28 protein-coding genes and 1 riboswitch are annotated in these 25,080 nt (G+C 36.5%); of the genes, 12 read left to right on the forward strand and 16 right to left on the reverse strand.

The genetic code is table 11. The features are described 5' to 3' along the window. Positions 1-37: 37 nt before the first annotated feature. Positions 38-466 carry a phosphate-starvation-inducible protein PsiE gene (gene psiE / locus VIG73_RS11405; RefSeq protein WP_331642070.1) on the reverse strand — a complete coding sequence of 143 codons (429 nt, stop codon included), beginning with the start codon at positions 464-466 and terminating at the stop codon, positions 38-40. 165 nt (positions 467-631) lie between these two features. Between psiE and VIG73_RS11410 the strand changes: the two genes are divergently transcribed. Then, the gene (locus tag VIG73_RS11410) at positions 632-1,393 is read left to right on the forward strand and encodes a MerR family transcriptional regulator (RefSeq protein WP_331642072.1); all 762 of its coding nucleotides are present in this window, start codon (positions 632-634) and stop codon (positions 1,391-1,393) included. A gap of 897 nt (positions 1,394-2,290) precedes the next feature. On the opposite strand, the gene VIG73_RS11415 is transcribed toward VIG73_RS11410, so the two are convergent. Both VIG73_RS11415 and VIG73_RS11420 read right to left on the reverse strand, forming a co-directional pair. Next, positions 2,291-2,863 carry a GNAT family protein gene (locus VIG73_RS11415; protein WP_331642074.1) on the reverse strand — a complete coding sequence of 191 codons (573 nt, stop codon included), beginning with the start codon at positions 2,861-2,863 and terminating at the stop codon, positions 2,291-2,293. Positions 2,864-2,961: 98 nt separating this feature from the next. Further along, positions 2,962-4,416 carry an NAD(P)H-hydrate dehydratase gene (locus tag VIG73_RS11420; protein ID WP_331642075.1) on the reverse strand — a complete coding sequence of 485 codons (1,455 nt, stop codon included), beginning with the start codon at positions 4,414-4,416 and terminating at the stop codon, positions 2,962-2,964. 273 nt (positions 4,417-4,689) lie between these two features. On the opposite strand from VIG73_RS11420, the gene VIG73_RS11425 reads away from it, so the two are divergent. Next, positions 4,690-5,115, forward strand: coding sequence for a DUF1801 domain-containing protein (locus VIG73_RS11425; RefSeq protein ID WP_331642077.1), 426 nt, complete (start codon positions 4,690-4,692; stop codon positions 5,113-5,115). Between the two features lie 110 nt (positions 5,116-5,225). Further along, positions 5,226-5,645: a VOC family protein gene (locus tag VIG73_RS11430; RefSeq protein ID WP_331642079.1), complete on the forward strand. Its 420-nt coding sequence runs from the start codon at positions 5,226-5,228 to the stop codon at positions 5,643-5,645. Positions 5,646-5,794: 149 nt separating this feature from the next. Here the strand turns inward: VIG73_RS11430 and VIG73_RS11435 are convergent, their stop codons facing one another. The 3 genes from VIG73_RS11435 to VIG73_RS11445 all read right to left on the reverse strand — a co-directional run bounded on the left by VIG73_RS11435 (position 5,795) and on the right by VIG73_RS11445 (position 8,998). Beyond that, positions 5,795-6,493: a Crp/Fnr family transcriptional regulator gene (locus tag VIG73_RS11435; protein ID WP_331642081.1), complete on the reverse strand. Its 699-nt coding sequence runs from the start codon at positions 6,491-6,493 to the stop codon at positions 5,795-5,797. A gap of 18 nt (positions 6,494-6,511) precedes the next feature. Beyond that, a complete protein-coding gene (locus VIG73_RS11440; RefSeq protein WP_331642083.1) occupies positions 6,512-8,407 on the reverse strand; it encodes a cation-translocating P-type ATPase in 1,896 nt (631 codons plus the stop codon). 369 nt (positions 8,408-8,776) lie between these two features. After that, positions 8,777-8,998: a heavy-metal-associated domain-containing protein gene (locus VIG73_RS11445; protein WP_331642085.1), complete on the reverse strand. Its 222-nt coding sequence runs from the start codon at positions 8,996-8,998 to the stop codon at positions 8,777-8,779. A 170-nt stretch (positions 8,999-9,168) separates the two neighbouring features. Between VIG73_RS11445 and ric the strand changes: the two genes are divergently transcribed. Together ric and VIG73_RS11455 are read left to right on the forward strand one after the other, a co-directional pair. Beyond that, a complete protein-coding gene (ric, locus tag VIG73_RS11450; protein WP_331642087.1) occupies positions 9,169-9,858 on the forward strand; it encodes an iron-sulfur cluster repair di-iron protein in 690 nt (229 codons plus the stop codon). Positions 9,859-10,043: 185 nt separating this feature from the next. Beyond that, positions 10,044-10,487, forward strand: coding sequence for a hypothetical protein (locus tag VIG73_RS11455; protein ID WP_331642089.1), 444 nt, complete (start codon positions 10,044-10,046; stop codon positions 10,485-10,487). A gap of 306 nt (positions 10,488-10,793) precedes the next feature. Here VIG73_RS11455 and VIG73_RS11460 read toward each other — a convergent pair whose 3' ends face one another. After that, on the reverse strand, positions 10,794-11,081 hold the full coding sequence (locus VIG73_RS11460; RefSeq protein WP_331642091.1) for a hypothetical protein: 288 nt from the start codon (positions 11,079-11,081) through the stop codon (positions 10,794-10,796). A gap of 32 nt (positions 11,082-11,113) precedes the next feature. Beyond that, positions 11,114-11,353 (reverse strand): DUF2249 domain-containing protein, encoded by a 240-nt coding sequence (locus tag VIG73_RS11465; RefSeq protein ID WP_414648406.1) that lies wholly within the window; start codon positions 11,351-11,353, stop codon positions 11,114-11,116. A gap of 192 nt (positions 11,354-11,545) precedes the next feature. On the opposite strand from VIG73_RS11465, the gene VIG73_RS11470 reads away from it, so the two are divergent. Next, positions 11,546-11,662 (forward strand): iron-sulfur cluster assembly protein, encoded by a 117-nt coding sequence (locus VIG73_RS11470; protein ID WP_414648407.1) that lies wholly within the window; start codon positions 11,546-11,548, stop codon positions 11,660-11,662. Positions 11,663-11,850: 188 nt separating this feature from the next. Here the strand turns inward: VIG73_RS11470 and VIG73_RS11475 are convergent, their stop codons facing one another. After that, a complete protein-coding gene (locus VIG73_RS11475; RefSeq protein WP_331642095.1) occupies positions 11,851-13,032 on the reverse strand; it encodes a TIGR04053 family radical SAM/SPASM domain-containing protein in 1,182 nt (393 codons plus the stop codon). 118 nt (positions 13,033-13,150) lie between these two features. Between VIG73_RS11475 and VIG73_RS11480 the strand changes: the two genes are divergently transcribed. Then, entirely contained in the window at positions 13,151-13,846 is a 696-nt protein-coding gene (locus VIG73_RS11480; RefSeq protein ID WP_331642097.1) for a Crp/Fnr family transcriptional regulator, read from the forward strand. 76 nt (positions 13,847-13,922) lie between these two features. On the opposite strand, the gene VIG73_RS11485 is transcribed toward VIG73_RS11480, so the two are convergent. The 3 genes from VIG73_RS11485 to VIG73_RS11495 form a co-directional block, all read right to left on the reverse strand. Beyond that, the gene (locus tag VIG73_RS11485; RefSeq protein ID WP_331642099.1) at positions 13,923-15,386 is read right to left on the reverse strand and encodes an Msr family ABC-F type ribosomal protection protein; all 1,464 of its coding nucleotides are present in this window, start codon (positions 15,384-15,386) and stop codon (positions 13,923-13,925) included. A 609-nt stretch (positions 15,387-15,995) separates the two neighbouring features. Then, entirely contained in the window at positions 15,996-16,469 is a 474-nt protein-coding gene (locus tag VIG73_RS11490; protein WP_331642101.1) for a DUF3278 domain-containing protein, read from the reverse strand. 5 nt (positions 16,470-16,474) lie between these two features. Then, entirely contained in the window at positions 16,475-16,666 is a 192-nt protein-coding gene (locus VIG73_RS11495) for a helix-turn-helix transcriptional regulator (RefSeq protein WP_331642103.1), read from the reverse strand. Positions 16,667-16,972: 306 nt separating this feature from the next. Here VIG73_RS11495 and VIG73_RS11500 point away from each other — a divergent pair, with 306 nt between their 5' ends. From VIG73_RS11500 to tatA, 3 genes are read left to right on the forward strand one after another with little or no spacing between them, the layout of a single operon-like run. Beyond that, positions 16,973-17,791, forward strand: a complete 819-nt coding sequence (locus VIG73_RS11500) for a gluconate 2-dehydrogenase subunit 3 family protein (RefSeq protein ID WP_331642105.1) — start codon at positions 16,973-16,975, stop codon at positions 17,789-17,791. Between the two features lie 27 nt (positions 17,792-17,818). Next, the gene (locus VIG73_RS11505) at positions 17,819-19,570 is read left to right on the forward strand and encodes a GMC family oxidoreductase (protein ID WP_331642107.1); all 1,752 of its coding nucleotides are present in this window, start codon (positions 17,819-17,821) and stop codon (positions 19,568-19,570) included. Between the two features lie 50 nt (positions 19,571-19,620). Beyond that, on the forward strand, positions 19,621-19,815 hold the full coding sequence (gene tatA, locus VIG73_RS11510; RefSeq protein WP_331642109.1) for a twin-arginine translocase TatA/TatE family subunit: 195 nt from the start codon (positions 19,621-19,623) through the stop codon (positions 19,813-19,815). A gap of 46 nt (positions 19,816-19,861) precedes the next feature. On the opposite strand, the gene VIG73_RS11515 is transcribed toward tatA, so the two are convergent. After that, positions 19,862-20,419: a class I SAM-dependent methyltransferase gene (locus VIG73_RS11515; RefSeq protein ID WP_331642111.1), complete on the reverse strand. Its 558-nt coding sequence runs from the start codon at positions 20,417-20,419 to the stop codon at positions 19,862-19,864. Between the two features lie 176 nt (positions 20,420-20,595). Here VIG73_RS11515 and VIG73_RS11520 point away from each other — a divergent pair, with 176 nt between their 5' ends. Then, positions 20,596-20,928, forward strand: coding sequence for a hypothetical protein (locus VIG73_RS11520; RefSeq protein ID WP_331642113.1), 333 nt, complete (start codon positions 20,596-20,598; stop codon positions 20,926-20,928). A gap of 109 nt (positions 20,929-21,037) precedes the next feature. Next, positions 21,038-22,357, forward strand: coding sequence for a globin-coupled sensor protein (locus VIG73_RS11525; protein WP_331642115.1), 1,320 nt, complete (start codon positions 21,038-21,040; stop codon positions 22,355-22,357). 136 nt (positions 22,358-22,493) lie between these two features. Here VIG73_RS11525 and VIG73_RS11530 read toward each other — a convergent pair whose 3' ends face one another. The 3 genes from VIG73_RS11530 to VIG73_RS11540 all read right to left on the reverse strand — a co-directional run bounded on the left by VIG73_RS11530 (position 22,494) and on the right by VIG73_RS11540 (position 24,754). Then, complete coding sequence (locus VIG73_RS11530) at positions 22,494-23,360, reverse strand: hypothetical protein (protein ID WP_331642116.1); 867 nt, start codon at positions 23,358-23,360, stop codon at positions 22,494-22,496. Then, positions 23,361-24,101: a nucleotidyltransferase domain-containing protein gene (locus tag VIG73_RS11535; protein ID WP_331642118.1), complete on the reverse strand. Its 741-nt coding sequence runs from the start codon at positions 24,099-24,101 to the stop codon at positions 23,361-23,363. It lies immediately after the preceding gene. A 113-nt stretch (positions 24,102-24,214) separates the two neighbouring features. After that, positions 24,215-24,754, reverse strand: a complete 540-nt coding sequence (locus VIG73_RS11540; RefSeq protein ID WP_331642120.1) for a GNAT family protein — start codon at positions 24,752-24,754, stop codon at positions 24,215-24,217. Positions 24,755-24,938: 184 nt separating this feature from the next. Then, positions 24,939-25,080: riboswitch (M-box (ykoK) riboswitch) on the reverse strand. This riboswitch is flagged as partial in the annotation.

The following is a 25,080-nucleotide window of genomic DNA, read 5'->3' on the forward strand; positions in this document are numbered from 1 at the left end:
TCAATAATGGCCAATGAACTTTTTAATACTTGGAATATTATTTCCCTTCTGGCCGTTGTCGTGGTGTAACATTCATAATAAAATAGCCAATGATAAGAATCAATATGACGAGTGAGTAGAACAATGTTTTCATCGCATCTTCATGCTCGACAATGATTTGCCGAATCATCGCAGTAATACCAATGTATAGGAAATAACGCATTGGAAAGTGATAATTTTCTTTAAAGTACTTGACGATCATGGAAATGAATTCAAAATATAGGAAGAAGATTAATATATTTGCTAAATAAAGGTTATAGTCAGCTTTTTCATTAGCAAGGAGAATATGGCTAAAATCAATCAGTTCCATAATTAAGAGAAAGGACAGAATAATGGCTAGGATGACTAACGATACATTTAAAATAACTTGTAAGATGTTAGGAAGCATGTTTAAAAAGATGTGGTATCTCTTCTTTAAATTGTCCATATTAGGCAGCACCTCTTTTAAGTGGAATTCCTAGGAACAGTTAAATCATAACATAGTTGCTATTTACTAAGCTATAGTGAACAATCGAACAAACGAGCAAAATAATTTACCTTGACCTTTACGCAACGTATAGGTTTAACATAATAGATGTCGGGAGGGGTAATAATGGAATACACCGTTAGTCAATTAGCAAAGTTGTCTGGTGTGAGTGGTCGTACACTTCGCTATTATGATCAAATTGGATTACTTAAACCAGCCAAGGTAAATGAGTCTGGTTATCGTATTTATAGTGAAGAAGAGGTTGACTTATTGCAACAGATTTTATTTTTCAGAGAACTAAATATTAGTTTACGGGAAATTAAGGACATTATTCACCAACCAGACTTCAATCAAATAGATGCTTTAAGACGACATTATGACCACTTATTGAAAAAGCGGTCCCGTCTTGACCAAATCATTGCAACTGTCGAAAGGACAATTGCTAGTAAAGAAAGGGATGTACCGATGAAAGACAATGAAAAGTTTTCGGGTTTTAAAAAGCAATTAATTGATGAAAATGAACAGAAATATGGAAAAGAAATACGTGAGAAATATGGTGATGCTACCGTGGATGCAAGTCATGCGAAGATGATGAATATGTCACAAGAAGATTACCGGAACTGGACAAAACTAGGTGAAGAAATTATGGTGTTGTTACCGAAAGCTCGTCAAACTAATGACCCTGCTTCAGAAATAGCTCTTGAGCTTGCTCGTAAACATAAAGATTGGCTCAGGTACACATGGCCGAATTATTCTAAAGAAGCGCATGCCAATTTAGCCGATATGTATGTTGCAGATGAACGATTCGCAGCTTATTATAATCGAGATGTTGCCGGCGGGGCTGAATTTTTACGTGATGCGATCAAGCATTTTTTAGAAGTGAAGTAATCGTTTTTGATATGATATTTTTTTTGGTGTGTAATCGGGGTTTGGGTAAGCCATTAAGGTTTCAATAACTAATATCTTCCACTCTGCACGGAGTCATGGGGAATTGCGATTCCATGCGCAGTACAGACTTCCACTCTGCATGGATTCAGGAGAAATTACAATTGCGAGCGGAGTACAGGCTTCCACTCCGCGTGGATTCAGGAGAAATACCAATTCCATACGGAGTACAGGCTCCCACTCTGCATGGATTCAGGAGAAATAGCAGTTCCATACGGAGTACAGGCCCCCACTCCGCACGGATTCAGGAAAAATACCAATTCCATACGGAGTACAGGCCCCCACTCTGCACGGATTCATGAGAAGTACCGATTTCATGGGGAGTACAGACTTCCACTCTGTATGGATTCATGAAAAATACCGATTTCATGGGGAGTGCAGGCTTCCACTCTGTATGGATTCATGGAAAATTACGATTTCATGCGGAGTACAGACTTCCACTCTGTATGGATTCATGGAAAATTACGATTTCATGGGGAGTGCAGGCTTCCACTCCGCATGGATTCAGGAAAAATTACGATTCCATACGGAGTACAGACTCCCACTCTGCATGGATTCAGGAGAAATTACGATTCCATGCGCAGTACAGACTTCCAATCTGCACGGAGTCATGAGAAATTGCGATTCCATGCGCAGTACAGACTTCCAATCTGCACGGAGTCATGGGGAATTGCGATTCCATGCGCAGTACAGACTTCCACTCTGCACGGAGTCATGGGGAATTGCGATTCCGTGCGCAGTACAGGCAGCTACTTTTCTAGTAGGACTCATTTAAGAGCTCTATTTCAAATAATATTCTCCCCTACTCGGCATAAGATGAGAATTGGAGTTAATTACGATTTATACAATTTTTGGAGTAAATTCTTCTTTTAAGATGCTATACATTTTGATATCACGATGGTTTCCTTTAACGAACATCGCTTTTCTTAACGTACCCCCGAATGTCATACCACTTTTCTGCATCACACGTTCGGAACCTATATTCTCAGCAAGACACTTTGCTTGATTACGAACTAAATCCATATGCTTAAAACCAAAACGCACCATTGCATGTACCGCTTCAGTCATGATTCCTTTTCCCAAATATGGTTCAGACAGAACATAACCAATCTCGGCTGTTTGATGTTGGGGTTGCCACCATACAAAATCAGCCGTACCTATAAACCGACCATTTTCTTTGTATTCAATTCCCCATGGGGCAACTTGATGAGCGGCATAACATTTCAATATATATTCAATAAAAGCTTTCGTATCCGCTTTTGTTTGATGTCGTTCCCAAAAAACATACTGAGCCACTTTTTCATTTGAGCCATAAGTATACATATCATCCAAATCCGCCACGGTAACTTTTCTTAAATAAAGCCGTTCTGTTTCGATAATAGGCAGTTCATGATAAATATCTTCTATTTTCACAACTTCACACCCCCACAAATATTTTGTTTATTCTAAGAGATGTAAAATATTTTTCTATCTAAAAGAGAGCAACTCAATAATTTAGCAACCTGGCTTGTTTATTTATATCTTTCAATTCGCTGTAACGCTAACGGCAACAAACGATGAAAATCACTGGCAACCATACTCGTTTCACTATATGTTTCTCTCCTTATATCAGCACATAGGCCGTGAATATAGACCGCATTTTTTACAGCATCTCGATAATTATCATGAGTTGCAAGCATGCTGACGATCATTCCAGTTAGAACATCACCACTTCCACCTTTTGCTAAACCACTATTCCCTGTTTGGTTAATATATATTTCCCCATTTGGAAAGGCAATGACTGTATCGTTTCCTTTTAATACAACGGTCACATGATGATGCATCGCATAGTTACAGGCAAGTTCAATACGATTTGCCTGGATCTCTTCAATTGATAATCCAGTTAACCGGCTAAATTCACCTGGATGAGGGGTTAAAATAACAGGGCCTTTCGCATTCCAAATGTTGCGCTGTTGGATGGCGCCTGCATCAACAACGAGTGGGATACCACTCTCCATTAAGACTTCTGTTGCTTTTTGGACGGATTCTGGTGACTCAAGTCCCGGCCCAATCCCGGCTGCAGCGATTTTTTCTGGAATATGTCCTTGGCAGATTTGTTCTAAGCCATTTAATAAATAGGTCGCCTCTGGTACAGTTGATGCAATAACTGATGCCACACGCTCTGTCGTTGCCATTACCAATTTTCCTGTGCCTGATCGTATCGCCCCAATTGCTGTGAGAACAGCACTTCCAGGCATATGATCCGTCCCAGCGACAATTAGACTCGTACCGAATGTTCCTTTATGACTTGCTTTCTCTCGGCTTGGAAATGACTCAATGACACTTTTCTTCGTTATGATTGATAATTCACTGCCTTGCTTCAACCCAATAGACACGCTCTCGGTTTTGCCAAAGTATTTTCCAGATGGTAATAAAAATATTGATGGTTTGACGCCATGTAATGAAAACGAATAGTCCGCTAAAAACGCCTCTCCATCTGGAACATGTCCATGATCAGCTTGAACGCCTGTCGGGATATCGACAGCAATGCGTAAAGCATCTTGCTCGTTACTCCATGAAACGACTTGTTTAACATTCTCCCTTAATGGTAATGTCGTCCCTATACCTAACAAACAATCAATAATGACATCGTATACTTGATTCGGGTTCCATTCATCGACCTTTTCATCTTGCATAAAGTAATAATCCAAATGTTGCTTAGCTGTTTCGCTTTTCGGTCTTCCAAGCGGGAAAACGAGTGACACGTTGTAACCAGCCATACGTAGATAGCGGCTCAACACAATCCCGTCACCACCATTATTTCCACGTCCACTTAAAACAATCATTCGGTCATCTTTCTTAATCAATGGCATGATTTTATTAAATAATCCACGACCAGCATTTTCCATTAACGAAAATAATGAAAAGCCTTGCTCTGCTGCTTGTTGGTCAATTTGTCGAATTTCATCTGCCCGGTAAATGTACATGAAATCACCCTCAATTTCATTATTTATACAGAGTGGTCATTCGTTATAATTTATTTAGTTCTATCTTAACATACGATTCATTTTTACCTAGAACGATAAAAAGATAATTTAATCTGTTTATTTTAATGATTTAATATATAATATTTCATATACGAATATAATCGAACGGTATGGCATGATTGCTAAGCATATGATAAAATCTTTTGCAAATTCACACGGTTATATTTGGTAATACAAAAAATAAGGTATGACAAATAGAAAGGAGAATAGCTAGTGGCCTATGAATTAAAAACAAAAGAAACAGATGACAGTGTGATTGAGTTTATTGAATCGGTGGAAAGTCCGAAAAAGCGAGAAGATGCCTATCAATTATTAGACATTTTTACAGAAACGACTGGTTATGAAGCAAAAATGTGGGGCCCAAGTATTATCGGTTTTGGAAAATATCATTATAAATATAAGTCAGGTCATGAAGGAGAGGCACCACTTGTTGGCTTTTCCCCGCGAAAAGCACGATTCAGCTTGTATTTTGCAACAGGAGACTCTAAGCGTGAAGCATTATTAAAGAACTTCGGCAAGCACAAAACAGGTAAAGCATGTGTTTACATCAATAAGGTGGCAGATATTGATATCGATATTTTGAAAAAGTTAATTACCCAGTCAGTAGCATTTTTAAAGGAGCGCTATCCAGAACAGTAATGAAATGATAAGATATAATTAGAACTGGCATTCTAATAATTGGTTTATACTTTTATACGGTTGTATACAATATGAACGATATCTTTGTGAAAAATGAAGGAGTGAAACAAATGTCTGTTAATATTTATCTTACGTTTGACGGCGATTGCCGTGAAGCAGTCATGTTTTATGCTGATGCATTTCAAACCGCAAAACCAAAAATCATGACTTTTGGAGAAGCACCACCAAACCCTGAGTTTAAACTCCCAGAAGAAGCGAAAGATTTAGTTATGCATACGAGACTAAATATCAATGGTACCGAAATGATGTTTTCCGATACTTTTCCAGGAACGCCTTATAATCAAGGTAATAACTTTAGCTTGACAGTCGTGAGTAAAGACATTGATGAAATTAAATCTTATTTTAATAAGATGAAACAAGGTGCCACAGTTGAGATGGACCTACAAGAAACGTTTTGGAGTAAATGCTATGGGAAACTAACAGACAAATTTGGAGTGGGATGGCAATTTAGCCACGAAGGTAGCGAATAATATTAGTATCATTACTTAACCTTATAGCTAACGGGACAAGGAGAATCATTATTCCTTGTCCTGTTATTGATTCTTTTAGCAAATCGCTTCTAGTTTATCTAGATCCTCAAAGTATAAATAACCACTAAGAAACGCCGTCCGATTTAAAACTACACTAACAGCAAACCATCTAAATCCAGAATTTCTATTTTTCTTTGACCTTTTTGTTTAATATAGCCTTTTTCTTCAAATTGGCTGAATCTACGACTTAATGTTTCAGGGGTTGTTCCTAAATAAGACGCCAAATCCTTTTTACTCATTGGAAGTTCAAACTCGGGAGTCATCACATCACCTTGTCGATCTAAACATTCAGCAAGAAAAAGAGCGATTCTTGTTTCTACTTTTTCTGATGCGAAGCGAGTCGTTTGTTTTTCAGCTGTTTCTAGTCTATTTGCAAATTCATTTAATATTTCCAGGGAAATTGTCGGATATTTTAATAATAGTTGATGCAAATTCTGTCGTTGAATCATACATATCTCTGTGTCAACCATTGCCTCAGCATAGGCCTCATGAACCGAGTCTTGAAATAATGCTAGTTCCCCTGTAAAATCGCCGGGTAACAGAATCCGAATGAGTTGCTCTTTTCCTTCTTCTGTCAACCGATATATTTTTATTTGGCCTTGATGGACAATATACAAGGCATCCGATTCATCTTCAGCATGGTATAAGATTTCTCCTTTTTTTAAAGAAACACTTTGAACAACACGCATAATCTCATCCATCTGTTCTTGAGCTAAATGATTAAATATCGGGACGATCGACACACATGCCTCTTGATCATGATATGAACAAGTATGTTTTTCTCCCATAAAAACACCTCTTTTTCTTTATAGAACGACCTCATCCGTTTCTAACGTACTACTATTTTTAAATTTCTTTTTATCACGCTTAAACGTCATCAATCTCATCCCATTTAAAATAACGATTAACACACTTGCTTCATGGATAAACATACCCGACGCTAAATGAACGGTACCCTTTAATACACCAATCAAGAGGAGTACAACGGTCCCAACAGCGATCCAAATATTTTGCTTCATATTACGCATACTTGCCTTTGATAAAGAAAAAGCATGAGAAAATTGTTTTAATTGGTCAGCCATTAAAACGACATCGGCTGTTTCCATTGATATGTCAGTCCCACCTTCACCCATGGCAACCCCGATATCAGCTGTTGCTATCGCTGGTGCATCATTAACACCATCACCTGCCATGGCTACTACATGACCTTCATCCTTTAATCGCTTTACATATTCGACTTTGTCTTCCGGCAGTAATTCGGCATAGTACGCATCTAAACCTAATTTTTCAGCAACAAGTCTTGCTGTATATTCATTATCCCCTGTAAGCATAATGATTTTCTTGACCCCATTTTGCCGCATTTCAGATATAGCTTCTTTGGCATCATCACGAATCTCATCAGCGATAGAAATAATTGCTTTTATCTCACCTTCTACTGCTACAAATATGGCCGTATTCCCTTGCTTTTCTCTGTCGACGGCAACGTTTTCTATTTCTTGAGTGATAGCAATGTTTTCCTTCATCATCAATTTTCGGTTGCCTAATACAAATAATCGCCCATCAACGGTAGCTCTAATCCCGTTTCCTTTAATTACTTCGCCTTCATCTACATCTCCTGATATATCTAGCCCTCGTTTTTTCGCTTCCTGGACAATCGTTCTTCCTAAATGATGTTCAGAAATTAATTCTGCCCGTGCAATGTCTTTGAATAATTCTTCTGGGTCTTCTGTTCCAAATACGTGATAGTCTGTTACCTCTGGCTTACCTTTCGTTAATGTTCCCGTCTTATCAAATACGAGTGTATCTACTTTAGAGAAGTTATCCATCACTTCTCCACCTTTAATCAATATACCATGTTTTGCCCCATTACCAATCCCAACAACATTCGACACAGGTGCACCGATAACGAGAGCCCCGGGACAAGCTATAACAAGAAACGTAATCGCTATGTGCAAATCACGCGTTAATAGATAAACGAGAAGCGATAAACCGACAACACCTGGTGTATAAATAGCCGCAAATTTATTTAGAAACTTCTCGGTTTTTGATTTAGATTCTTGTGCCTCTTCAACGAGCTCAATAATCTTAGCAAAAGTCGTATCAGCGCCTACTTTTTCAGCAATCAATTCGACATAACCACTATCGACAATCGTACCACTAAATACAGCATCATTCATTTTTTTACGGACAGGGATTGATTCACCTGTAATTGCTGCTTCGTTAATGGAAGCCTCACCAGCAATAATTTCGCCATCAACGGGAATCTTCCCACCCGCATGAACAATTAATTGTTCACCTTGATTAACTTCTTCAGCAGGAATCGTCGCATGGACACCATTTCGAATCACAGTCGCTTCCTGTGGCGCCATATCAACGAGTTCTTTTAAGGAAGAACGTGTTTTTTCTAATGTGCGTCCTTCTAAATAGTCACCAAACATAAATAAAAACGTCACAACAGCAGATTCAACAAACTCTTGAATAAAAAGCGCCCCAATAACAGCAATCGTCACGAGTAATTCGATGCTAAAAGCTTTCATTTTTAGCGCCTGATACGCCTTTAAAGCAATGGGAACACCCGCTACCACAGTAGCTAAAATAAGTGCGCTATTTTTAAAGTCCCCACCAATCAAAAACGCTGATACAATTAAGATAAACGATATAAATGTTATTTGGTTTTTATATTTGTTAATAAATAGTTGCATCCTCACCACTTCCTTTCTATCTTTATCATAAAAGGTCCTGGCAAATAAAGAATTGACCATCGTCAAGTTTTGTGTTTAAGATGCTCTACCCGTTACGGTTTTCGCTTTTCCCATGAGTTCGCATCGGGTAGAAAGCTTTACTCGTTGCGGTTTCACTTTTCCCCGAGTTCGCATCGGGTAGAGAGCTTTACTCGTTGCGGTTTCACTTTTTCCCCGAGTTCGCATCGGGGAGAGCGCCATACTCGTTACATCTCGGCTATTTTCCCAATTTCGCGCCGAGTGTACAGCTCAATCCACTTGCTTCAATAAGAAACAAAAACTGGAGCGACCAACAGTCAAATAGCGAGTTGGACAGCTCCAGTTGTTTAATTACGAAACTTTTGTGCCTTTCACAGCGTATCCAAGCTTTTCGATTAGCGCTTCTAATTCACCATGTTCAACGACTTTTTCATCAAACTCTGCTTTTACTTTACTTGAATTAAAGAGTACTTTTACCATATCAACACCGTCTTGATTTGTTAATGCTGTTTCTATTTTTTTAACACAGGTTGGGCATGTTAACGGTTCTAATTGAAAAACTGCTTTTGTCATGTTTTATTCCTCCTTGTTTTGTTCTATCTTTATTTTATCGTCTCTGTTAAAAATAAAAATTGATGCAGGTCAAGTTTAAATAATAATTTTCAAACATAGTGAGATGAATCACAGACTTTTCCGTAAATGTTTAATATGATGATGTTATAACATGGATGGAGGGGACCTAAATGACATTTACAGCTGAACATACACCAGCAGATATTGTGAAGACATTTCCACAGGCCAGTGATTTGTTTAAAAAACATCGTATTGATTTTTGCTGTGGTGGTGGTAAGCCGCTTAAAGAAACATTTAACGAACGTCACCTTGATGAGGAAGCGATTTTATCTGAGTTAAATCATGCTTTTACAGAATGGAATAAACAGGATCATGACATTATTGATTGGGAGCAAGTACCATTATCAAAACTTGTCAATCATATTATCGATACACATCATGCCTATTTAAAGCAAGAGCTACCGGCATTAGGTGAATTTGTTACAAAGATTTTCCGAGTTCACGGCACAAACAACCCTCATTTACGAGAATTGCATCGTGTGTATAATGAGTTCAAAGTTGAAATGGAAGAACATTCAATAAAAGAAGAAAATGAAGTCTTTCCGTTAATTAAAAAATATGAAGAAGAACCAAGTGAACAATTGCTCCAACAAATTAGAGACGCTAATGGAGAACTGGAAGGCGAGCATGATGTGACAGGAGATTTTTTAAAGAAAATGCGTGATATAACAAATGGATTCGAACCGCCTATGGAGGCATGTGGTTCTTATCGTATGACTTATGCTCGTTTAGCCGAACTTGAAGATATGACATTCCAACATATTCATTTGGAAAATAATATTTTATTCAAACGCTTGTAATATGTTTCAAATAATTCATTAAACAGTATCTTTTTCTTATTGACCCTATTTCTTTTAACATATATTTTATTTGCCCCTGATATCATATCAGGGGTTTTTTTGTTGTTCAAATATAATTAAAATTTAAAAAAATGATTGCGTATTTAATTCGAGTTAAGTAATATATTAGAAAGGAGTGAAAATGAATGAAAAGGGGATTTATGTTCATTATCTTTTGTTCGGCATTATTAATTGGTTGTGATGAAACAACATCAGAAACGATGGCGCTCTTAGATGATGAGATCGTTAAAGTAAACATAACCAAATATACAGATACTGAACAATTTACAGATGACTACCTCTACACATTTACTGACAAACAATCCATTCAAATATTTAAAAAAGCGATCACTACAGCAAAAAAATTAGCTGATGACTATGATTGGAAGATAACTGATCCTGATTATAATGTATACATAAAATATGAGGATGACCTTCCGACTCATGCCATTTATTTTTGGTTAGGTGACCAAGATAAGAAAAGTATGTTTATGTTTATCGTTCAAACCGACTCTGAAGAGGCAGATCTCTTCTTATCGACTCCAGAAGCAACAAATGAACTACGACAATTATTACAAGTCGATGACTGACCTACCCACCACTTAGTGCTCTTACGAGTCACTTGAAGTAGGAGTCTTCTGTCGGGAACTGATAAAAGAACAGTGGATATCAAAGCACTTGATAGAATCCACTGTTTTTCTTCTTATCATCATATTCATCACTCATACTTCGAATGATCAATTAATTTATCTTGAGCAAAGTAAAGAAAGATACTTAAAGCAATGAATAAAAACCCCAACCTAATGCCCGCTGCTCAACAATTAAATAATTATTACATAGTTGATCCTCTGCAAATATATAGAGAAATCCCATTCCCGTATAGATGGTGCCAATGACTACAAAAAAATGTCTTTAGCCAATTGGCTTAATTTCCCCCAACTATCTCTTAATGGAACTCCTGCTAAGAATGGCCAACTAATAAACTTAAACATTTCAATATGAGACACACCTAGAGCTTCATCCATTGTTCTTGGAAACAACCAATAAATAACGATAATCATAAATAGTAAAATACCTTGAATGCCGTTATAATTCCATTTTTCAAAGAACTGCGAAAATGTTTCCTTTAAATATGGATAGATCAACATCCCTGCAATGCCTAAAAGGGGTATTTGCATATGCATATGAATGCTCATGATCCGCTTTTTTATGTTATTTATTTTTTTCCAATGGCAACTCGCCATTGCGTTGGACCATCTTCTAAATACTCCCATGTAAATTGATTTTTTCTTTCCATCATAAATTGGTAGTGAAGCGGTTTTGGATCATGATCATTTTTTAATTCCATATATTGACCTGAAGGTAGCTGGTCAAACTGTTCAAGAATATGTGCGTGACGGAATCTGGGCTCTATTTCTGGTGCATTGATTTTAACTGCGAATTCGATTTCCCGCATGTTCATAGCCTCCTTAACTTTATTAAATTCATTATAAAGGGAGGGCAATTTCATTGTAGTGAGCCATCTCACATTTATTCTATGATTCAATTCACTTTGAACATATTGTATGTGATTTACATCACTTCAGAGCTAATGGAGCTCTTGCGATGTCTTTACTATCAAAAGCTATAGCTGCCTTATTTGAAGTCATTGATCCAGAATTGGGGATTAATCTATGATGTTCAAGTTGAAGACAATCATACGAGCGTCACGATGACATTATCAACACCTGGTTGTCCTTTAAAGATGAAAGAGCGAATTAAGTAAAGAATAGACGCTTCCACTCTGCACGACTTTCAAAAAATAGCAGATAAGTGAGGAGTAGAACCTTCTACTCTACACATACTTAGAGATAAAACGAATTATGTAACATAGCCTTATACTCTTTTCACCTAACTGATTAAAAAATAAAACAAGTGAGTAGACCACGTCTCTTCACTTGTTTTCACATTAATTTATTGTTTCACTGCCTTTTTCTTTTCGCGCATGGCTCTTGGTATATACACACAGTATGGTTCGCTTTCCATATAATCTCCTGTTACATTATATGCTCTTGAGCGTGATCCACCACATACATGGCGGAATTCACAAATTCCACATTTCCCTTTATATTTATCAGGATTTCGTAATTTCTTAAATACTTCTGATTCACGGTATATTTCTGCTAAGGGTGTGTGGCGAACATTTCCTGCCTTAATCGGTAGTAAACCACTCGGATAGACATCGCCAGTGTGAGAAATAAATACAAATCCATTTCCGTCATTAACTCCTTTAGGTGCTCGCCCTAACCCGTCGATCTGACCAGTCTTTCCGTGCATTAAAGCATCCTCATAAAAAATATGGTTCTTATCACTTTTTGCTTTATCTTCTCTCATTTTACTTTGTATCACGACGCGGCGATAATGTTGGGCCGCAGTTGTTTTAATATCAAATGGAACACGTTTTGATAATTGATAGAGCCATCGTAACACTCGCTCATGCTCTACAGGCGAAATCATATCATCCATTTTACCTCTACCTGTTGGAACGAGAAAGAATACACTCCATAGGACACAACCTAAATTCTCTACCATTTCCGCCATTTCATCTAAATATTTGTAATTATATTTAGAAATCACGGTATTAATTTGAAGCGGTAATTCAAGTTCATGTAAATAATCAATCGCCTTCATCGTCAAATCAAATGATTCCATTGTACCTCGAAAATGGTCGTGAATTTCTGCACAATGACCATCAATACTAAATGCCCAGCGAGCCAGTCCAATTTTCTTCGCTCGTTCTATTGCTTCTTTTGTCACATTGGGTGTTGCTGAAGGAGTCATCGATACACGGACACCTTTTTTAATGGCATATTCGGCAATATCAAATACGTCAGGACGCTCTAATGGATCTCCCCCTGTGAATACAAGCATGGGATTGGCCATATCATAAATATTATCAATCAATTTTTTACCCTCTTCAAATGTTAATTCAAGTGGATGCCGATGATATTGTGCCTCTGCACGACAATGAAGACATTTCAGCTGGCATGCTCTTGTAAGTTCCCAGATAACTATAAACGGATTCTGATGATAATCTCGATTATACACGTCATACCCTCCGATTTTTTTGACATGTATTAATTGTAAACAAGCCATTTTTATTTCGCAGTGATTTTTGTCACTTGCTTTTTATCCTTTTTATATAACGTGGTATGATATAAATAAAGACATTTCATTAAACCTTTATTTTTGATTCTGGAAAGGAATTTTTCATATGAACAAATCTATGGTTGAAAAACTTTTACGTAAATTTGAAATCTTTCACGATGTTTCCGATACCGGATTAAAACCTATTATCCCCTTGACAAAGCTTCGCACACAACCTAAGGGAACACATGTATTTTTTCAAGACGAACCAATGACAAATGTATACTTTATTAATTGGGGAAAAATTAAAATATACAAAACAGATCTCAATGGAAAAGAACAAATTATCAATGTGCTTACAGCTGGTGATATGTTCCCACATCAAGGTTTTCTAGAGAAAGGAAATTATCCCGCTCATGCTGTCGTTTATGAAGAAGCTATGCTGTTATATATACCTATTAAAGACTTCCAAAACGTGTTAATTGAACACCCAGAAATTTGTATGAAGCTCCTACAGATGCAAAGCCGTTTGATTGCTGATTTACAAGTAAGACTTGGCGAAAAAATCATGAATGATACAAGAGAACAAATTATTAAACTTTTACTTCGTCTCACACAATCCCATGGTGACAAATTAGAAAATGGAAATGTACTACTCACAACACCATTTACGAATCAAGAATTAGCTAATATGATTGGGTCAAGTCGTGAAACAGTTAGTCGAACACTTTCAAATTTAAGACGGCGAAAGATGATTTATGATGATGCTAATGGGCATATAATCATAGATTTTCATCACTTGCATGAGGAAGCTCTTTATTAATGTCTAATCTCTCAGTCGCCCTATCAAAATAAAACTCCGGAAGAACCCAAATCCTTGTTCCGGAGTTTACGATAAATCATTTTTCTAAAATAAGTTGTTCTTTCTCTATCTTATACACAACATCAGCCACACGATCAACAAACCACTGGTCGTGAGATACCAAAATTACTGTCCCTTCATAGGAAGCGAGAAAATTTTCTAATGCTTCAATGCTGTCTATATCTAAAAAGTTGGTTGGTTCATCTAAGACGAGGACATTGTACGTTCCCAAGAACCGTTGACACAAAACTAACCGGATTGCCTCTCCACCACTTAAATGACGCACATCTTTTCGTAAATCATTCCCAGTAAAATTCATTGCATGAAGTACAGCACGAATTCTACTTTCTTCATAATCGCTGCGATTTTTTATATACTCTAGCACCGTTTCAGATTGTTTAAATCGATACGCCATTTGTTGATAGACACCGAAGACGACTTTTGGTGAAAGAATGATGCCTTCTCCGTCATCTAATATGTGGTTTAGTAATGATGTCTTGCCCGATCCATTTTTCCCCGTAATGGCAATCGTTTTCCCTAAAGGAAATTGAAAACTGACATCTTTAAGAAGCACTTTATTTGCAACTTTTAATGTTAGCTCATCCGCCATTACCGGAAAATTATTATACATCTTTAATGCTTCCGGCTGATGAAAATAAAGGGTTTTTGTATCTCGTGGAGCTTTTACTTCCGGCAATAGCTCGACTCGTTTTTCTATCGCTTTCGCCGCCCTTTGTATAGACTTTTGGCTTGTGTCTTTTGATTTTGTCATATACATTCGATTAGCTGTGGCTTTTACGTCTCTTTTAGAAAGCTTTTTATTCGGTTGGGTAACTCTCTCTGCCTTTTTCATTTTTTCTTCCGCAGCTTTTAACAAACGCTTTTTTTCTTTCTTAAATTTTTCATATTCTTCTTGGTGTTGCTGTCTTTCCAATTGTTTTTGCTTCACATAGTCCGAATAATTTCCCGTGTATTCCGTGATTTGTCCATCTTCAATTTCCCAAATTTTTGTTACGATCTCATCAAGTAATTGCCGATCATGACTAACAAGAATAAGCGAACCATAGTAATACTTCAACTGCTCCTTTAAAAACTCAATCCCAGAATGGTCTAAATGAGTTGTTGGCTCATCAATAAGCAGTCCTTCGTAATAAGTTGAAAATAATTGGGCTAATTTCATTCTTGTTTGTTCCCCACCACTTAAATGCTGGATATCTTCATCGGGAACTGCTAATTTACTCAATAATTCATAACTAATTTCTGTTTCATTTGGTTGAGTCAATTGTCCGAAATAACCAAACTCAACAAGGCGATGAACCGTTCCTTTATTTGGCGTGATTTTTCCAGCTATCACTTTTAATAATGTGCTTTTTCCAGCACCGTTTTTTCCAACAATACCAATCCGGTCAAATTGATGGACCGACAATTTTGGAATATCTAAGATGAGTTGATCCAAAAAACTAACTTCGACATTTGATAATTCCACTGTTAATTGTTCCACTTTAGTTTCCTCCCATTACTTTGGTAGGACATCTGTCCATGCCACAGGTAAACAGGAAGAAGTCATGCAAAAAATGATGTCTGTTTGAATCCAGACATCCATTATTTTGAACAACAAAAAAAGAAAGACAGACTTATCCGCCTTTCTACAAATGACATCGTTTTATATTCATTGAAGAAGATTAAAAAAAGACAGACCTATCCCGTTTACTCTGTGTACATCAACAGAGCCTTTGAACTATTTAGTTACTTGTTCAAAGATGGGAAACGTAGTCTCATAGATTGCACTTTTAATCCTCCTTCTTTTATTTCCAATTCACAAAAATTATATAATAATGATGCTTTTTTGTCAAAGGCTGGATTTTTCAATACATGTTTTTACACATACGTTAAAATGAATCCCGATTTGGAGAACAGTATACCAAGTAACGCAGAAAACAAAATTCCCTTTATCCATTTGTATTTTCCTATTGCATGTTTTTTATTGGCATTCGTCCACCTACTATTATATTGAAAAAAAATAATCGCTGTATCAATTACTGAAGCAGAACTAACATATAAACAATATCACTGATTTATTTTCCTCGCTAACTACTTTTAATCATACCCCTCATTCATCAAACAATTGTTTATTTTTCTTATAAGAACGTTTTAATGAGATGTAATTAAGTAGGAAAAAGAATAATCCCCCCATTATGGCAGGAACAACAAGATCTATAGTTGTCTCCAAATTTGATGGAATTCCTGTTTGTACTCCAGACAGTACGAAAAATATCCCGCCGAATCCAAGCGCATCTCGTAAAATAATCTTAACTTCTCTTTTATATCTTTTTTCAGTCACAACATCTGCATATTCAATTCCAGATAATATATAGCGGATAAATATATAGACAATGTTTGAAACGGCGATAATTAGAGCAATGAAGCTGAAGTCAATATGTTTCAATTCCAACCAAACATCATTGATAAACGCAAATATGATCAACAAAATGGTACTAATAAATGTTCCTTCTGCCATAAAATACAGAATCCGTGTCCGTTTATACTCATCATCAGGCAAAAATACATTTAAAAAAGATTTCATAATCATCAATCCTCCCAAAATAAATCATCTAATGTCCTTCCTAATTCTTTTGCAATTGCAATACATAACTGCAGACTTGGATTGTATTTCCCCTTTTCGATTAGACCAATTGTCTGCCTTGTAACCTTTACTCTTAATGCAAGTTGTTCTTGTGTTAATCCCGCTTCTGTTCTTGCTAATTTAATTTTATTTACCAAATGACCACCTCATCAATGACAAATATATATTACATTATGTTGGTTATATATTACATCCATTAGTAAAATAATGCAATATATATCCAACATTATTCTGAGTTTCATGTAAAGATTCTTTAGTCAAATTTTAGAAGTGTGGTTGCTTGGGAATGATTAACCATTTAAAACATAGTAGATTGAAGTCATCGTATTGCTCTTCTGCAATGTTTTTTAACTACGCTAATCTGGCAATTATTCCCCCTATTGGATATTTTGGATAACTATGGGAAACATAAATGTAACTAACTTTTTTTGGAGGGATAAACCGTGGCGAAAAATGATGAAGAAACAGTCAGTCGGCGCCATTTCCTTAAAAATACAGGATTGGTTGCTGGAGGTGTTGTGGGTGGTTCTTTACTAGGTGGCTTGTTTACAAACCAATTCCTAACAAGAGAAGAAACACCGACCAAAGATGTAGCCCAAGAGGAACCGTTACAAGATGCGCGTATGTTTTTTAGCCGGAGAGAAGATTTTGAAGTATTAAAAGCGGCTACTGAACGTATTTTCCCAAAAGATGACAATGGTCCAGGCGCGATTGAATTAGGTGTTCCCTACTTTATTGATAAACAATTAGCTGGAGCATGGGGAAATAATGCAAAAGAGTATATGCGTGATCCCTTTTATCAAACGCAACAAACACATGATTATCAACATAAAGATAGTGAACAGGACAAATCGGGTCCGAACACGTCTACCAAAGCGCCTACTCCTACCCCAAGATATCAGTCCAGATTGAATCGTGGGGAAATATTTATCCAAGGTCTACGAAAAATGGACCAAGTCAGTCAAAAGCAATTTAATGTGAATTTTGTTGATGCCACAGAAGACCAACAGGATGAAGTATTACAAGCATTTGAAAATGGCGAAGTAGATATGCAAGGAGTTGCTGCAGTTACGTTTTTTAATTTGCTATTACAGACAACGATTGAAGGTGTTTATGCCGATCCTTTATACGGTGGAAATAAAAATATGATGGCTTGGAAAATGAAAGAATACCCTGGGCCAAGACTTGCTTATATAAATGAAATTGATAGTGATGAATTTATTGTGATGGACCCGATTAGTCTAAGGGACTATCAATCATGATTTGTAATAAGAATTGGAGTGATATACGTGGTAATTAAACGAGATAAAGTAGATGTTGTCGTTGTCGGTACAGGTTGGGCAGGTGGGATTGTATCGGCTGAACTTGCTAAAGCTGGAAAAAAAGTTGTCGCATTAGAACGTGGTGAAAAGAAAACACAATCAGACTATACAGGTGTCAAAGACGAACTGCGATTTACAAATCGATTTGAAATGATGCAAAATTTATTCCATGAGACCATTACTTCCCGAAACACATTGGATGAAGTGGCGTTACCCGTACGAACACAGGATGAGATGATGGCTGGGACGGATTTAGGTGGTGGGAGTGTCCATTGGGCAGGAGCGACATATCGATTCTTACCCTATGATTTTGAAATATATAGTCAAACAGTGGAAAGGTATGGGGAAGAGAAAATCCCGGAAGGCATGACGATCCAAGATTGGGGGATTACATATGATGAAATGGAAAAGTATTATGATCGCTTTGAAAAGACTGCTGGCTTATCAGGTGAACCTGATCCACTCGGGCCTAAACGCTCTAGTAAAAACTTTCCAACACCGCCTATGAAGGAAACACCACCAATCAAACTATTCAAGGAGGCAGCTAAAAAATTAGGTTATCATCCTTATCAAGTTGCGTCTGCCAACCTATCCGAAAGGTATGAGAATCCGGATGGTGAGGTCATTAATCAATGTCAATATTGTGCGTTTTGTACCCAATATGGATGTGATTTTGGTGCCAAATCAGATGCAATTGTAACCGTTATTCCAACAGCGGAAAAAACCGGTAACTTCGAACTACGAACACAGTCATATGTCAGACGCGTCCTTCATAAAGACGGGAAAGCGACCGGTGTTATGTATGTGGATACAAGGACAGGACAAGAGTATGAGCAACCAGCAAATGTTGTCGTATTAGCAGCCTTTACATTTACAAATAATCGCCTCTTATTGTTGTCGAATATAGGAGAGCCTTATGATCCGAAGACTAGAAAAGGTGTCATTGGACGAAACTTTAATGGTCAATTTAATATTACATTTAGAGGCGTGAGAGGATTTTTTAAGGACAAGAAATTTAATCTTTATATGGGAGCAGGGGCTCTCGGGGGAACGATGAGTGACTTCGCTGGAGATAACTTCGACCATACAAATTTGGATTTTATTAATGGTGGTGGTATAGAGCTAAGGCAATATGGTGATGGGGCTATAGCAAGCAACAATGTCCCTAAAGGTACACCGAGATGGGGATCTGAATTTAAGAAGAATTCCTTGTTTTATGCGAACCGAAATTTACAATTATGGTACACTCCTGCCATTATGCCTTGGTGGCATAATTTCCTTGATTTAGACCCAACCTATAAAGACGACTTCAATGATCCGCTCCTTCGTGTTACAAATAAATATACAGACCAAGACCGGAATATTGCTAAGTTTGGGGTCGAAAAATGTAAGGAAATAATGGAAGAAATGGGCGCAGATATTATTGATGAAGATAGTATTCCCGAAGAGTTCGATCATATTTATCAAGGCGGACATTATGCAGGCGGAGTTATTATGGGAGACAATCCAGACACCTCTGCCGTTAATAATTATTTACAGATGTGGGATATGGAAAATTTGTTTGTTGTAGGTGGTTCTGCATTTCCGCATTTTGCAGGCCATCACCCAACGGCCACAATCGGTGCGCTAGCATATCGAGCTGCAGAAGGAATCGAGAAATATCTTAAGAATGGTGGTCAATTAGTGAGTGAAAAACAAATCAACAAACATGTCAGTTAATAAACTTGCAGATAAAACCGGATTCAATGACTAACTAAGAGGTGATCGTTTTGGGAATAGGTAATATTGGAATACCCGGTTTCATTCTTATTTTGGTTTTGGCTCTCCTAATTTTTGGACCAAAAAAGTTACCTGAAATCGGTAAAGCAGCAGGACAAACGCTGCAGGAATTTAAAAAGGCAGCAAGTGAATTAATCAGTGATCCAAATGCAGAAGTAAGAAAAGACAAAACCTCTCAAGATTAACGTCTTGTGAGGTTTTCTTATAAAAAACGAACTTGTCCTTTATATTTTATGGCGTACAAAATAATACATAGGCAGGTGGAACATTTCGAAACACGCGCTTTGTACGTATGTTTCTAAAGAATTTACCGATAAATTTTTTCCTAAATAAGGTGTATTGAAATGTAATAAACTGACCATTATTTTTTAAGTATCGCTTCGTTTGATGTAAGATTTGTGTTGAAACATGTGAAGGGAGGCTTGCAAATGGCAGGCCTGATACAATATAATCAACAGATTGGATGTCATGATGAAGTAAATGCTCCTCAATGCATTCAGCTGAAGCATGATAGATGTATAAATTCGCTTCGTTTTGGTATTTTTCCTTTAAAATTGCACAAAATTCTTGATTAGTTTCAAAGAGTATAAGCTTTGTATTTTTCTTTCTACGACTTAACAATGCATCCGTAAAGATACCGGTGCCTGGTCCGAATTCTACAATACAGGTTGCACGGTTGAAGTCAATACCTTCCATCATTTTATTAGCAAGATATTTCGAGCTTGGTAGAATCGCTCCAACTGAACGGGGCTTCATTAAATATTGTTTTACAAACGATAATTGCTTCATCAACTCACCTCTAAATCACTACGTTTCTCCTTACTGTAAATCAAAATAGATCTTTTGATAGGTTTATTATACCGAAGATACTTTTATCTATCCATCTTTTTTTTAAATGATATTCATCATTTTTTCATATTTAGTTTTATATAATAGAGTATATATATTGTGAAATGAGCGTTAATATGAAACAGACAATTTTCATTATTGCTATTGGGCTTATCAGCATATTTGTATTCCTAGTTTTCTTACTACAGGGCACTACTCATCCTTCTCTAGACACACGTATCATACTAGAACGTCATTATAAGACATATATCGCACCACCCTGTTTCGAACAATCTGATCCTGAACCAACACACTTTTTAGATGAAACAAGTTTAAAAGAAGCTAAAGCAATGAATTTTGATCCACATGACGCATGCACGGAAGAAATGCTTAAGGGGGAAAAAGAAGCTTCGATCATTTCATTATTGAAAAACAACGGCATATTATCTAGCAAATGGGATGAGTGGTGATTACATCTCTCTATATATTTTAATTCTTTTAGCACTAAAGACCTATTAATTTCCCCTATATTAAACGTTATAATAGCACTTATAGTCAAAATATAGGGGGGAGCTTTGTGTGTTTTCTTTATTAAAAGTTAAGCATAAAAACAATTTACAAGAGGCGTCATTATTAGAGCTAAGTCAGAGGGAAATTCCTCATGTTCAAGTTCCTGTTGACCTAGAACTTGCCATGCAATTGCAAATGGTTTCATTGACAAGGGAAGATTTTGCTATCGCTAAAGCACTTAAACCATATGTAGAAAAGGAAATCCAGGGAGTTATCGATAATTTTTATGACAATTTAGAGCATAATCCATCTCTTATAAACATCATAAATGAACATAGTTCGATTGAAAGATTAAAAAAGACGTTAAGAAGACATATTGTTGAAATGTTTTCTGGTACGATGAATGAACAATTTTTACATAAAAGAAAACAGATTGCGATTATACATCTTAATATCGGCTTGACACAGAAATGGTATATTGCATCATTTGAAAAAATTTTTGATGGCCTTGTAGACACGATGACTAAATATTTTTCTAATATAGAAGATCAACTGATAGCGATCAAAGTTATTCAAAAACTACTCAATCTTGAGCAACAAGTCGTTTTAGAGGCTTATGATGAGGAAATTGAGAGGATAAAAAATGAAGAAACAGAACAGAAAGCGGTCATTTTAGACTATTTAGAAACAACTTCAAATGAATTTGCTATGATGATAGAAGAAACGTCTCATTCCATTCAAAAAATATCTCAGCAACTGCAAATCATTACTAACGATTCAAAAAAAGGAACGGAATTAGCAGATAGCGCCAAACACGATGCGTTAGAAGGGAATAACCGCCTGTCCGAAATGCGCCGCGCATTGGATACAATGGAAACAAATACGGTTAAAGCAACCGATGATATGAAAGGGCTCGATGCAACCTCCCAACAAATTAAAGATATAATCGAAATGGTTAAATCGATTGCTGACCAAACGAATCTTCTTGCATTAAATGCATCGATTGAAGCGGCAAGAGCAGGACAACATGGTCGTGGCTTTGCAGTTGTAGCTGATGAAATTAGAAAGTTGTCTGTCCAAACAGCAAGCTCTGTAACTAAAATTACGAATCTCATTAGTCAAACGAATAAACAAATTGATAAAAGTACGGCATCAATGGCTGATGTCGCTCGTTACCTAGAAGATGTCCGACATCAAATGACCAATACAGAACATGCCTTTCATCAAATTAATCAGAGTATGGATGAGACAACTGTAAGTAATGAAAACATCGAATATCAACTCGAAACGGTCAGCACCCTGATACGTGATATCTCACAAGCAAATGAGGTCATTCCACAATCATTGAATCGAATTAAACAACTTATTAGCGATATTCAAAACCAATAATAAATAATGACTTGGCTTATCTTTAGCACAATGCAATGCGACCTAATATCAGACTATGAAAACGGAATTAGGTCGCATTAATAACTTAAAAATGCCTTTCCTCGTCGCCCTGCCACTCTATATCATCTACTCTCGTTTATAATTCTTTATAATATATACATTGATTGGCGTAAACGTAAATATAACTACCTCGTACAAACACGCGTCCTTTAATCTGTTTCCCCTTCTCATCAACTAGTTTTATTTTTCCTTTTAATTTGAAAGTCTTTCCTTTTAATTGGAAATACTTCAATATTCGATTATCAACTGTTCCGATGATGCCTATTTTATCAATAGTAAATTGAGATAGTTCATGTTGTCCTTGAACACTGAGTATGTTAAATGTCTTGTTTTCTTTTATGTGAACGAGACGATAATCCAAATCGTAATAATAAAAATAACACTCGTTTGAATTAATCAGATGGAAGGCATCGCAATCAATCATACTATGTTCAGTGACACTCCACACCTTTTCACCTGATATTGAGTACGCAACAAAACCATCTTTTCCCATTGGATCATCCCAACCAAAATTGCCAAAAATGCCTTCATCAAAATAGCTAACCCATATCGTATCTATTTCATCAATTTGTACTTGAGCAATGCCATCTCCAAGTGTAAACGCATCGATAAGCTGCCCATTCGGATTATATCTCCGGGCATTACGTTCAATTTTATTCCCTTCTTTTTGACAACGTCCTTGCACAATAAGCAGTGTACCATCAGTAAACAAGTCTACTTCTGTAGGTATTAATGGAACATGCTTAAGTTTGATGGATGTCAAGCCTTCCTTGTTAATCATCCTAACCATCCAATCATGTCTTGGAACTGGTCTTTCAAAAAAATCAACTTCATGCATGTCTGTTTCAAGTAACAATAGTGTTCCATCTCTAGAAATTTGCCCATCGACAAAGTTTAAATCTGAATGATAGTCTAATATTTTTTTCATAATTAGTTTGTCCAACTACTCACCCTCTATCTCTTTACTATTATTATTTAGTAGTTCATCTTTTCCTACATTAAATCCTGCAAATAATCTGCCTCCAAAGGGCTCAAGAACCATATCTACTAATTGAATAATATGCTGTTTATTTTCTGTCTTAAAAAATTCATCAAAAGAAATAAAGAAATGATGTGCAAGTTCTTTATCATAATCTTCCAATGTACGTACCAGCCACTTAGACGTACCAACCCATTTACGATTGGTCCGCAATACAAATTCACTGATAGACTCAAGTAAATGACTGGCAATAACAATTTCTACTTCACGTTGAGATGATCCGATAAAATCATATAATAAATCGGTGATCATGTATCTTTTCATCATGATTGTTTTGTTACTCCATCGTTTTGGTCCATTTTTCAAAAGATCATTCGCTTCTCTCTTAATCTTTTTAATAAAATCATGGTTTTTTAAAACAATACCTTCCGAAATCATTTTTGCCAATGATGGTCGAGCCCGTTCGTAATCACTTTTAAAAAAACGTTGATATGATATAAAATTATTTACAAAAACTTCAATCGGCCAGCCAAACTCTATGAATGATTCTCGATAAGATGATTGTACATAATCATCAAAAACAACAATATCTAAATCGGATGTTGATGTCACTTCATTCCGAACGACACTACCAGCTAACAACGCACAATCACAATTAGGAAAGTACTTCTCAATAAACTGCTGGGCTGCGTCAATTGGTTTCATTCTTGATTCCACTATTGTATTTTCCCCTTCCTACTTCCTTTTCTTTCCATTATTATATATGATAGCGTAAAAAAAGCAGCCATTCTACAAAATATGGCTGCTTTATGACCATTCTAGGCTGGGGCTACTTCCATCATATCGGTCTGGATAAACAGGTCTTTCGGAATTTCATACAAATCATAGAGATAACCTTGTTGATTAAGTTGATTAAATAGGATCGGTCTTATTTCATTCGCTTTTATAGTATATGGTAGTTTTTCCGCCGCTTTTCTAGAACGAATATTTTCACAGCGAATACGCATAAACACTGTTTTTATATTGTAATCATAAAACAATTCCCGTAGAAAAGCTTGTTTAGCTAAAAAATTATAACCTTGCCCATGATATGGCTTCCCTAACCATGTGCCTAGGAACCCATTTTGATTATAAATATCGAATAAATTAATCGTGCCTATCGGATTTTTAAATTCATCGAGAATGACTCGTGAAATGAGTATTCCGTTCATTTCATCCTTTATGACTTGATCATTAAGTGCTACAAACTCCTCAAATGTCGTAGCTTTTTGTCTAACGAAAGGAAAGACATCGGGGTGCATCATCAATTCAAACAAAATACGTAACTCGCGCTCAGATAAGTTACGCGTTGTTAACATGGTCTCCACCTCCAAGGATGAGTCATTTAATTTTTCTAATGGCATAAACAATAGAAACCGAAAATTCTGCCCTTCATCTTCAAATAAATTAGTCAAGGACTCATCCCTCCTTTCGTTAATAGAAAAAACCACACCTTCAACGAATGAAGATATGGTTTTGAATACAAGTAACCGACAAACATACTAAATGCTTCATTCGTTGAGCTTTAGCACTGTATGACATAGATTATAAAATCCAGCTACATTAGAAACGACCTTCACTCGAACGCTTCTGTTAACCCATTGGCGTCTCTAGACATTTCTGGGTAGTAGCATCACTTCGTACA

Origin of the sequence: Cerasibacillus sp. (assembly GCF_036516575.1) — a bacterium.
Classification (GTDB): domain Bacteria; phylum Bacillota; class Bacilli; order Bacillales; family Amphibacillaceae; genus Cerasibacillus.

Excerpts from the sequence above, each read along its gene's own strand:
- VIG73_RS11515 (WP_331642111.1), bottom strand. The coding sequence starts at position 20,419 with ATGAAGCAATTATCGTTTGTAAAACAATATTTAATGAAGCCCCGTTCA.
- VIG73_RS11520 (WP_331642113.1), top strand. The coding sequence starts at position 20,596 with ATGAAACAGACAATTTTCATTATTGCTATTGGGCTTATCAGCATATTT.
- VIG73_RS11430 (WP_331642079.1), top strand. The coding sequence starts at position 5,226 with ATGTCTGTTAATATTTATCTTACGTTTGACGGCGATTGCCGTGAAGCA.
- VIG73_RS11490 (WP_331642101.1), bottom strand. The coding sequence starts at position 16,469 with ATGAAATCTTTTTTAAATGTATTTTTGCCTGATGATGAGTATAAACGG.
- psiE (WP_331642070.1), bottom strand. The coding sequence starts at position 466 with ATGGACAATTTAAAGAAGAGATACCACATCTTTTTAAACATGCTTCCT.
- VIG73_RS11540 (WP_331642120.1), bottom strand. The coding sequence starts at position 24,754 with ATGTTAACAACGCGTAACTTATCTGAGCGCGAGTTACGTATTTTGTTT.
- VIG73_RS11465 (WP_414648406.1), bottom strand. The coding sequence starts at position 11,353 with ATGCGGGAAATCGAATTCGCAGTTAAAATCAATGCACCAGAAATAGAG.
- VIG73_RS11420 (WP_331642075.1), bottom strand. The coding sequence starts at position 4,416 with ATGTACATTTACCGGGCAGATGAAATTCGACAAATTGACCAACAAGCA.
- ric (WP_331642087.1), top strand. The coding sequence starts at position 9,169 with ATGACATTTACAGCTGAACATACACCAGCAGATATTGTGAAGACATTT.
- VIG73_RS11460 (WP_331642091.1), bottom strand. The coding sequence starts at position 11,081 with ATGCATATGCAAATACCCCTTTTAGGCATTGCAGGGATGTTGATCTAT.
- VIG73_RS11475 (WP_331642095.1), bottom strand. The coding sequence starts at position 13,032 with ATGGCTTGTTTACAATTAATACATGTCAAAAAAATCGGAGGGTATGAC.
- VIG73_RS11445 (WP_331642085.1), bottom strand. The coding sequence starts at position 8,998 with ATGACAAAAGCAGTTTTTCAATTAGAACCGTTAACATGCCCAACCTGT.
- VIG73_RS11440 (WP_331642083.1), bottom strand. The coding sequence starts at position 8,407 with ATGCAACTATTTATTAACAAATATAAAAACCAAATAACATTTATATCG.
- VIG73_RS11435 (WP_331642081.1), bottom strand. The coding sequence starts at position 6,493 with ATGGGAGAAAAACATACTTGTTCATATCATGATCAAGAGGCATGTGTG.
- VIG73_RS11455 (WP_331642089.1), top strand. The coding sequence starts at position 10,044 with ATGAAAAGGGGATTTATGTTCATTATCTTTTGTTCGGCATTATTAATT.
- VIG73_RS11535 (WP_331642118.1), bottom strand. The coding sequence starts at position 24,101 with ATGAAACCAATTGACGCAGCCCAGCAGTTTATTGAGAAGTACTTTCCT.
- VIG73_RS11410 (WP_331642072.1), top strand. The coding sequence starts at position 632 with ATGGAATACACCGTTAGTCAATTAGCAAAGTTGTCTGGTGTGAGTGGT.
- VIG73_RS11480 (WP_331642097.1), top strand. The coding sequence starts at position 13,151 with ATGAACAAATCTATGGTTGAAAAACTTTTACGTAAATTTGAAATCTTT.